General features: G+C 38.3%; 8 protein-coding genes, 1 tRNA gene and 1 pseudogene. 3 read left to right on the top strand and 7 right to left on the bottom strand.

Annotation, left to right across the window (positions count from 1 at the left end):
* Positions 1-29 precede the first annotated feature (29 nt).
* The 7 genes from SINDD18_RS01800 to SINDD18_RS01770 all read right to left on the bottom strand — a co-directional run bounded on the left by SINDD18_RS01800 (position 30) and on the right by SINDD18_RS01770 (position 4,670).
* Positions 30-335, bottom strand: coding sequence for a hypothetical protein (locus SINDD18_RS01800; RefSeq protein WP_049504204.1), 306 nt, complete (start codon positions 333-335; stop codon positions 30-32).
* A gap of 175 nt (positions 336-510) precedes the next feature.
* Positions 511-1,374: a DUF6287 domain-containing protein gene (locus tag SINDD18_RS01795; RefSeq protein ID WP_061862878.1), complete on the bottom strand. Its 864-nt coding sequence runs from the start codon at positions 1,372-1,374 to the stop codon at positions 511-513.
* Positions 1,375-1,450: 76 nt separating this feature from the next.
* Positions 1,451-1,523: transfer RNA gene (locus tag SINDD18_RS01790), tRNA-Thr, on the bottom strand.
* A 47-nt stretch (positions 1,524-1,570) separates the two neighbouring features.
* The gene (locus SINDD18_RS01785) at positions 1,571-2,032 is read right to left on the bottom strand and encodes a GNAT family N-acetyltransferase (RefSeq protein WP_049503797.1); all 462 of its coding nucleotides are present in this window, start codon (positions 2,030-2,032) and stop codon (positions 1,571-1,573) included.
* Positions 2,033-2,070: 38 nt separating this feature from the next.
* Positions 2,071-2,856 (bottom strand): ABC transporter permease, encoded by a 786-nt coding sequence (locus SINDD18_RS01780; RefSeq protein ID WP_049509910.1) that lies wholly within the window; start codon positions 2,854-2,856, stop codon positions 2,071-2,073.
* A gap of 1 nt (position 2,857) precedes the next feature.
* Positions 2,858-3,676 (bottom strand): ABC transporter permease, encoded by an 819-nt coding sequence (locus SINDD18_RS01775; RefSeq protein WP_061862877.1) that lies wholly within the window; start codon positions 3,674-3,676, stop codon positions 2,858-2,860.
* Between the two features lies 1 nt (position 3,677).
* Positions 3,678-4,670, bottom strand: a complete 993-nt coding sequence (locus tag SINDD18_RS01770) for an ABC transporter ATP-binding protein (RefSeq protein WP_061862876.1) — start codon at positions 4,668-4,670, stop codon at positions 3,678-3,680.
* 917 nt (positions 4,671-5,587) lie between these two features.
* Between SINDD18_RS01770 and SINDD18_RS01765 the strand changes: the two genes are divergently transcribed.
* The 3 genes and pseudogenes from SINDD18_RS01765 to SINDD18_RS01760 all read left to right on the top strand — a co-directional run.
* Positions 5,588-5,890, top strand: a complete 303-nt coding sequence (locus tag SINDD18_RS01765; protein ID WP_000910340.1) for a helix-turn-helix transcriptional regulator — start codon at positions 5,588-5,590, stop codon at positions 5,888-5,890.
* A 22-nt stretch (positions 5,891-5,912) separates the two neighbouring features.
* Positions 5,913-6,038: pseudogene (locus SINDD18_RS11635) on the top strand (type IIL restriction-modification enzyme MmeI); the annotation flags it as partial.
* Between the two features lie 140 nt (positions 6,039-6,178).
* Positions 6,179-6,640: helix-turn-helix domain-containing protein (locus tag SINDD18_RS01760; RefSeq protein WP_153014400.1), on the top strand; the 462-nt coding region annotated here is incomplete at its 3' end.

Raw genomic sequence — 6,640 nt, 5'->3', positions numbered from 1 at the left:
CCTCTCGAGATTTTTTTGTATTATTTTTCTTACTTATTGGCTTCAGGAAAAAGAAATCCAATTCCAACGCAAGCCAAGACTCCAGCACCGATAACCAAACCGCTTGAAAGTGGCAAGATATCAAGAATGGCATTGGCGATGATAAAGGCAATAATCAAGCTCATGAGACTGGCCTTGTAATCTTTTTTCACCAAATTCTCAAGGGTAAAAAATAGGAATAAACCTACTGGAAAGAGGGCCCAGATATTGACATCCAAACTTGGCCATCCAACAAAACCAAAATACAAAACTGCTACTGCAACGACTAAAAATCCGATACCTACTACTTTTTTCATGATACGACCTCATTTTCTATTTTGTTAGGAAGTTTTATCTCCCTTTAACAATTACAACTATAACAGAAATAAAAATCGCAAACAATAGCTTTTGTCTATGTGGCAGATATGATAGACTATGTGGTCAGAATTTTTCTAAAAAAGAAGCCATTGCTGGCTTCTTTTCATTCATTTTTCATTTTTCTTTAGACTCTAAAGCTGATTTGATGGCATCACGATCAGCTTTCAATTTCGCTAAATTCTTCTCTTCTGATTCTAATTGGCTCGTATCTGGTTTAACGCGATAGTAAACATTTTCTGGATGCATCAACATTCCTTCATATTGTTGTCCTGCAAAGAGTCTATCCTCAGTGTGATTGGAATTGTCTGTTATTTTACCATCACCACCAGGTTCCATGACAACACCACTTGGTACAACGACTACCACAAACCCTCCCACCTGAGAACCTTTTGCCCAAGCACCAAGGGCTACTGTTTCTGGGTTGCGATCATTCTGACTTTTTGATACTTTCAATTCAACAATAGACTCATGCTTTTGATCATTGTATATCCAAGAAGATTGGACTTCCCCTGAATCATTAATGATATATTCATTACCAGACTGTGTCCGCCAAGTACCCTCTAAACTTGATAAATCATTATTTCTGAGGGCTTCAATATCTAATTTGAGAACAGAAGCTTCTTTTTTTAATTGACTAACATGCTGCTCCGCTTCTGAGATCTTGGTATCCAAATCAGCCAATTGCTCCTTTAGCTTTTGAATTTCCTCTTCCTTTACCTTATCCTTATCATCCTCTTTCCCCTGACTTTTTGTCGTCTCTTCAGTCTTAGATGAGGAAGAAGTTTGATTTGCTTCTTGCTTGAGATTAGGTGAATTTAAAAAGATGCTAGCAACAATGATTATAACTAGAGCTGTTACGGCAAGACCGATATACATTTTTATATTATTAATTGTAGAAAGGGTTTCTGCCAATCTAGATGAAGTTCCTTTTCGAACGTGAGTCTTATCTACTTGTTTTATCCGTTCTTTCTTTTTCATGATACTCCTCCTCATTTTGATGAGTATTGATGATTCTAATAAACTAATATAATATTTATTTTATTGCTCTTTCTTATGCCGATTGCAGGGATCGAACCTGTGACCTTCGCGTTACGAATGCGGTGCTCTACCAACTGAGCTAAATCGGCGATTCCACTTATAGTATAGCACTATAAGAAAGGATGTCAAGGGATTCTTAACCCATCTTTTTAATCAAAATCTGACAAGGATTTTGAGGCCCCCAAAGTTGTGGAAAAATCTCTAATTTTTTAAAGCCAAGACTGCGATAAAAGACATTTGTTCGATCATAATCTTTATTAGAGCCTTCTGCTACTGTTTTCACTTGTAAATAATCAACGTTTTTGCGTGCTTCACTTTCTAAAGCAGCAAGCAATTGATTCCCAATCCCTCTACCTTGATGAGCTTTTTTTACACCGAGACAATCAATCTCAGCGCAATCTTCACTAGAATAGGACAAGCTTACAAAGCCAAGCAAATCACTCTCCTGAAAGGCGGCCCACACTTGCAAGTCCTTGGCTCCTTCGATGTAGGCTTGCGTGCTTTCTGGTATTCCAAACCATTCTGGCAAATCCTTTAAAACCTCAGCGACAACTGCCATTTTTGGCTCTTCATCCTTGACTTCTTTAATTACAAGCATCATAAGTTCCTTTCTTTATTTTACTCTTACTTTAGCTCTTACGAACCTGCACTTTCGTAGGCATCCAAGCCCCTGTCCCAGAGTTTCAAAGAAATGACAAAGAAGACAAGGGAAATCAGAATCAAACCACCAATGTTAAAGAGCCCGTCTTTGTCCTGCAAGAAATAGCTGGCAGGATAGTAGGCTGTAAAGGCGAAAGGTACGATAAAGCTAATCAACCAACGAAGAAGGGAATTGTAAATGGAAATCGGGTACTTAGCAAAGTCATTAAACATATAAAAAATGTAAATCATAGCGCCTGACTGCTTGGTCCAAAAAGCAATACTGGCTGTTGCAATTTTCAAGGAAGTATAAATCAAGGTCGCAAAAGGAATACAGACTAGGAAAAGCAGGAATTTGGGAAGAGTCCAAGCAATGCTAGTCGCCGTTGTCGCTAGTAAGATTCCACCGACTAAAAGTTCGCCCAAGGCATCAATCTGAAAGGTCTCAACGAGGATGTGAAAGAGAGGATTGATAGGACGAGTCAGATACTTGTCAAACTCCCCTTTTCGAACTAGTCGTTGACCTAAAGCCCAGAGATTGTCAAAAAAGAGATGATCTAATCCCTTTGGAATTAAGGAAAATCCATAGATAAAGGCAATTTCTTGAAAGGTCCAACCTTCTAGCGAGGGGATGTGTTGAAAGATGACATTGAGAAACAAGAGGTTCAGGCCTTGAGTGAGAAAGACTCCCAAGACACCAACCACAAAATCAACCTTGTATTCCATGATTTGTTTGATGTACTGTCTGATAAAAATCAGATGCATGCGTTGATATTTTTTCATACTAACCTCCCTGAATGGTGATAAATGACTGGACTCGTTTCCAAATCAACTGAGACAAGCCCACCATCACTATAAGCCAGAAAAGCTGAAGCAAAAGTGCTTGAAGAATCTGACTGGCATCGTATTTCCCAACAATAATCATGACCGGAGTGTAAATTAAGGATGAAAATGGCAATAAGGAGAGAATATCTGAAACGATTTTCGGAAAGAAAGCCAAGGGAATTAAACTGCCAGACATAAAGGCCACTATTGAAGTCTTGAGTAGATTGGAACCCCATAAATTTTTAAATACAAAGGCTGAAAATCCAAAGCAGATATTAAAGAAAAAGTTAATCAGATAAGCCAGGGTTAAGCTAAAGAGATAAAGGACAGTTAATCCCAGCACTTCTACAATACCTTGCCCAGACAAGATTTTCATCAAAACAATGACACTTAAAAATGGCAGTCCAACAGAGATAAAAATTAACCACTTGGAACCAAACTCGGTAAAGAGATAAGAGGCCGCAAAATGCACTGGTCTCAACAAGCGCATGATGATGGAACCATCCTTGACCTCCTCCCCAATCATAAAGGACGAATCTGACCTAGTCAGAAGATTGGTCACAAAACTCATGATGATGTAGAGGGTGATATCCGCCATACTGAAGCCCTGAATCAAAGGCTCCTGGGAGGAATCAAAGACAGCCTTCCATAGATAAAAAGCCACAAAAGCACCCATGACATCGCCAATCCGATAGAGAATAAAGTTGACTCGATAGGTGATCAATTCCTGAACACCTGCATTGATAAAGGGTTTATAACGTCTCCACAATTTGACCATCTTAGAGCTCCTTTCGATAGAAGCGACGGATAATATCCTCAATATCCGTATCCACCATCTTCAAATCGCGAATCTCAAAATCAGACAGGGTTTGCTTGATAATGTCAGCTGACTGATAGCGTGAACTATCGAATTCAATGTTGAGACTATTCCCTTGTCTATTAATAGACATATCTGGCAGGCCTTCATAGTGGGAGACTAGATGACTTTGACCTGGCGTCAGATCGAAGGAGAGAGTCTTCATCTTGCCAAAGGTCTCCTTGAGCTGGCTCACCGTTCCATCAAAAATCTCCTGCCCCTTATCAATCATAAAAATCCGATCACAGAGTTGCTCAATGTCGCTCAAGTCGTGAGTGGTCAAGAGAATGGTTGTCTCTTCCTCTTGATTGATCTGGGTGATAGCACGTCGAATGTTATCCTTGACCGACACATCTAAACCAATGGTCGGCTCATCTAAAAAGAGAACCTTGGGATTGTGAAGCAAGGAAGCCGCAATATCCGCCCGCATCCGTTGACCCAGTGAAAGAGTCCGCACAGGATCCTTGATAAATTCCTTCAAATCCAAAACTTCATTCAAAAAGTCCATGCGTTTGTGGAAGAGCGAGTCTGGCACATCGTAAATCTCCTTCAAGACCGTGTAAGTCTCTTGCAGGGCCAAGTCCCACCATAGCTGGGTACGTTGTCCGAAAACGACTCCAATATCCTTGACATAATCTTGGCGATTATCCTGGGGAATCTTGCCGTTAATCCGACAAAAACCAGATGTCGGTTTTAAAATCCCTGTCAGCATTTTGATGGTGGTTGACTTTCCAGCACCATTTGCCCCGATAAAGCCTAGAATCTGCCCTTTGGGCACCTCAAAGGTCAAATCTTTGACCGCTTCAAAGGTCTGCTTTTCAGGATGAATAAAGGAGCGCAAAGCTCCCTTTAATCCCGGTTCCTTAACAGTCTTCACAAAATTTTTCTGAAGATGTTGCACTTCTATCATTGCCATATCTATCTCCCTATCGTAAGAAACAACATTGTATTTTTGACTACAAATATTCTAAATCCTTACTTTCTACACCTTCTCAATATTATTACAGAAGGATTTATACCAACCTATTATAATCCAATAAAAAAAGGAATGCAAGCGTTTGCTTATAGATTATGAAATTAGAGATTTCTCTCTTAAAATAATATTTTTAAACAAAAATTATGTTTAATAGTTTCCTTAAAACACCCAAAAAACCTGCCTTCTTTTTCAACATAAGGAAAGAAAGTCCTAATAACACCCTATATACGTCTTAGAGAACAGTTGTCTCTATCAAGGATTACTGTTAGTCGGTCAATACTGATATAAATAGATTTTTCTAGTTCTGATAAATCTACTCGACTTTGATATTCTCGTAGTGCTTGAAGGTTATTTTTCATCTGTAACGCCTCCTTTCTATAATTGCTAAATGCGTAGGTCAATGTTACTATTGAGTTTTGCTGACGACACGTTACTTAGGGCGTTGCCTTAAGTGTAACTGTTTGCTGGCTGTTAGAAACGCCGGCTTTTTTAGAGATTGAGAGAACTACGTGCTTCGGGCGCATTGCCTTCGGCTTGCGCCCTTGCTCTTGTCTCACAATCTCTAAACTAGGCGAATGGTAGGAGTAAGTATTGCCAATTTTTCTGACATTTACTGTGTAGAAGCCATAATATCCTTAGCTAGCCAAATTTCGCTTCTTATGGACTTTTTATTACCATTTTGGTATAATCATATTGGTTTTAAACGAAAGCCTCAGAATGCTTTGCAGAGCTTTCTGGGGTGTTTTTTCATATTCATAAGCGAACTAGTATTACCTACATTGTATATCTTTTAGTCATATAATCATAACACAACCATTTTGGTTATAGGCCAATAGAAAAGCGAAAGGAATTTTAAAATGTTGAAAGACAATATAAAAAAAGCCCGACTAGATGCAGGACTTACTCAATTAGAAGTTGCTGAAAAGTTAGGTGTGGCTCAAGCTCAATATGCTAGGTGGGAGAACGGGGGGAGAAATCCAAAGGATGATACAGTAGAGAAACTAGCTGAAATCTTAAATACTTCTTTTGAGATTCTTAAAGGACGAGATGATGGCCTTGAGGAGATAGTTAGTTTATTGAGAGAGCATGAATTAACAGAGGAAGATAAAAACCAAATTATTAGTCTTTTACAGGACTTCTTAATAAACAAGTCAAAATAATGCATTGGTTGGAGAATTAAAAGTGAATAACATCCGAGAACAAAAAAAGCAAGCTAAAGCATTTATTAAACGCTGGGAAAACCGTGGCAATGAAAGACAAGACAGTCAGTCATTTTGGCTTGACTTACTTCAATCTGTTTATGCGGTGTAGACAAATTTGAATTTGTTGAACTTAGCAAGGTATAAGTTTCTATGAGATGAAGCCTATAAAATTTGTACGGATACTGTAGGGTAAGAAAAGAAATATTCCTCTATACTAAAATAAACCAAAAGAAAGGGGAAATCAAAGTGAATATTATCAAGTCGTTTAACGATACGATTGATTATCTTGAAACAGTTCTTGATGATGAAATTGATGAAAAGAAAGTAACTCAGTTATCCGGATATTCGTATTCAATGTTCAGTCGCTTGTTTTCTATTCTGACTGAAACAACGCTTTCAGAATATTTAAGAAGCAGAAGATTGACTGAAGCGGCCGTTATATTAAGAAATAAGGATGAAAAAATTATTGATGTTGCTTTCAAATTTGGATATGAGTCATCAGATTCATTTGGAACAGCTTTTAAAAATTTTCATGGATTTACTCCTTCTGAGGTAAGAAATGGAAAACCATTCAAATTAGTATCACGAGTGCAGTTAGCACTAAGTGTAAGAGGAGGAAGAAGCATGAACATTACAATTCAAAAGAAACAAGCATTTACAGTTGCAGGGGTAAATGAACAAAGCATCAATTCATCATTATGTCCAAGT

The sequence above is a fragment of the Streptococcus infantis genome (assembly GCF_001579645.1).
Lineage (GTDB): Bacteria > Bacillota > Bacilli > Lactobacillales > Streptococcaceae > Streptococcus > Streptococcus infantis_E.
Note: the sequence above shows the minus strand (reverse complement) of the source record. Positions and strands in the feature narration are given on the sequence as shown.